Source organism: Streptomyces sp. Ncost-T10-10d, assembly GCF_900091955.1.
Taxonomy (GTDB): domain Bacteria; phylum Actinomycetota; class Actinomycetes; order Streptomycetales; family Streptomycetaceae; genus Streptomyces.
This window is the reverse complement of sequence record NZ_FMDF01000079.1, coordinates 1-1,077: the sequence shown is the minus strand read 5'-3', so window position 1 is coordinate 1,077 and position 1,077 is coordinate 1. Positions and strand designations below refer to the sequence as shown.

At 68.5% G+C, this 1,077-nt stretch carries 1 protein-coding gene and 1 pseudogene; both read right to left on the bottom strand.

The genetic code is table 11. The annotated features are described in order from the left end of the window. The coding region (locus GA0115254_RS12110; RefSeq protein WP_141720799.1) for a tyrosine-type recombinase/integrase at window positions 1-721 on the bottom strand (721 nt) is incomplete at its 3' end. A gap of 3 nt (window positions 722-724) precedes the next feature. Then, window positions 725-1,077, bottom strand: a pseudogene (locus GA0115254_RS44355) (hypothetical protein); the annotation flags it as partial.

Genomic DNA, 1,077 nt, shown 5'->3' with positions numbered 1-1,077 from the left:
GGACGCACGCATGCTCGTGCTGGCATGGGGTTCTGTAGGGCCTGTCGCAGGTGCCCAGGGCGACCTTGCGGTGGCTGAAGTGGTCGCGGAAGTCGGACCATTCGGCGTCGGTCGGCTCCCGGTACTCTTCGCCGGGACGTGCGGCTCGGCGCTGGTCGACGAAGTGTCGGTAGTGGCGGATGACCTCCTCGGGATAGACCGCGACATATCCCTGAGTGGTGTTGAGATCGAGATGTCCGAGTACCTTGGCGGCGATGTGGATCGGCAGCCCGCCGTTGGCGGTCTCGGTGGAGAAGATCCTCCGGAAGTCGTGCGGGGTGAATCGCCGCCGTGTGCCGTCGACGTCGACGATGTCGGCCCTCTTCGCGAGCTCCGCGAGCAACTCCCGCACTCGGTTCGGGGAGATCACCTGACGCCGGGGCTGGGAGACGCGCTGGAACAGGTGCGGCAGTGGCGGGCCGAAGGTGCGTTCGTAGCCGTCGTAGCGGCTCAGCAGCGGAACCTTCCCGTCAGGGGCCTTGCTCCTGCGGATGATGCGGGCGAGGACGGCGACCAGGTCCGGGTCGGCTCGGATAACTCTTTCCTGGTCGGTCTTTGAGGGGCTGATCTGCAGTAATGGAACCAGCTCGCCGGCGGGTGCCTGGTATTGCCGAAGGCTCGGATGGGTGAGTTCCAGAAGTTCCTCGATGCGGGCTCCGGTCCGCCGCAGTACCTCGATCACCGCTCAGGTCCAGAACGCGTTGGACTCCTCGCACTCAGCGTCGAAGCGTGTCTCCGGCTCGGTGAGCGGCGTGACGAACACCGCGGTGGGCCTCCAGTGGCTGGTGGCCCGGCCGGTTCGGCGATACCGGTGGCTGCCGGCGGTGAACTCCTGGCCGGGCTCGGTCTCCCGGGCCGCGGCCAGGACGAGCTCGGCCTGTCGCAGTCGGTCCTCGGCGGCGGCGACGAGCCGTGGGACCACCGGGACCAAGGTGCGGGTGCGCTGCTGCATGCGGGCCTGGCGGTGCCGGGTCTCCTTCAGGTAGCCGCGGACGTCGGCTTCGCTGATGGGGCAGGCGGCCGCCCAGCGAGACCAGC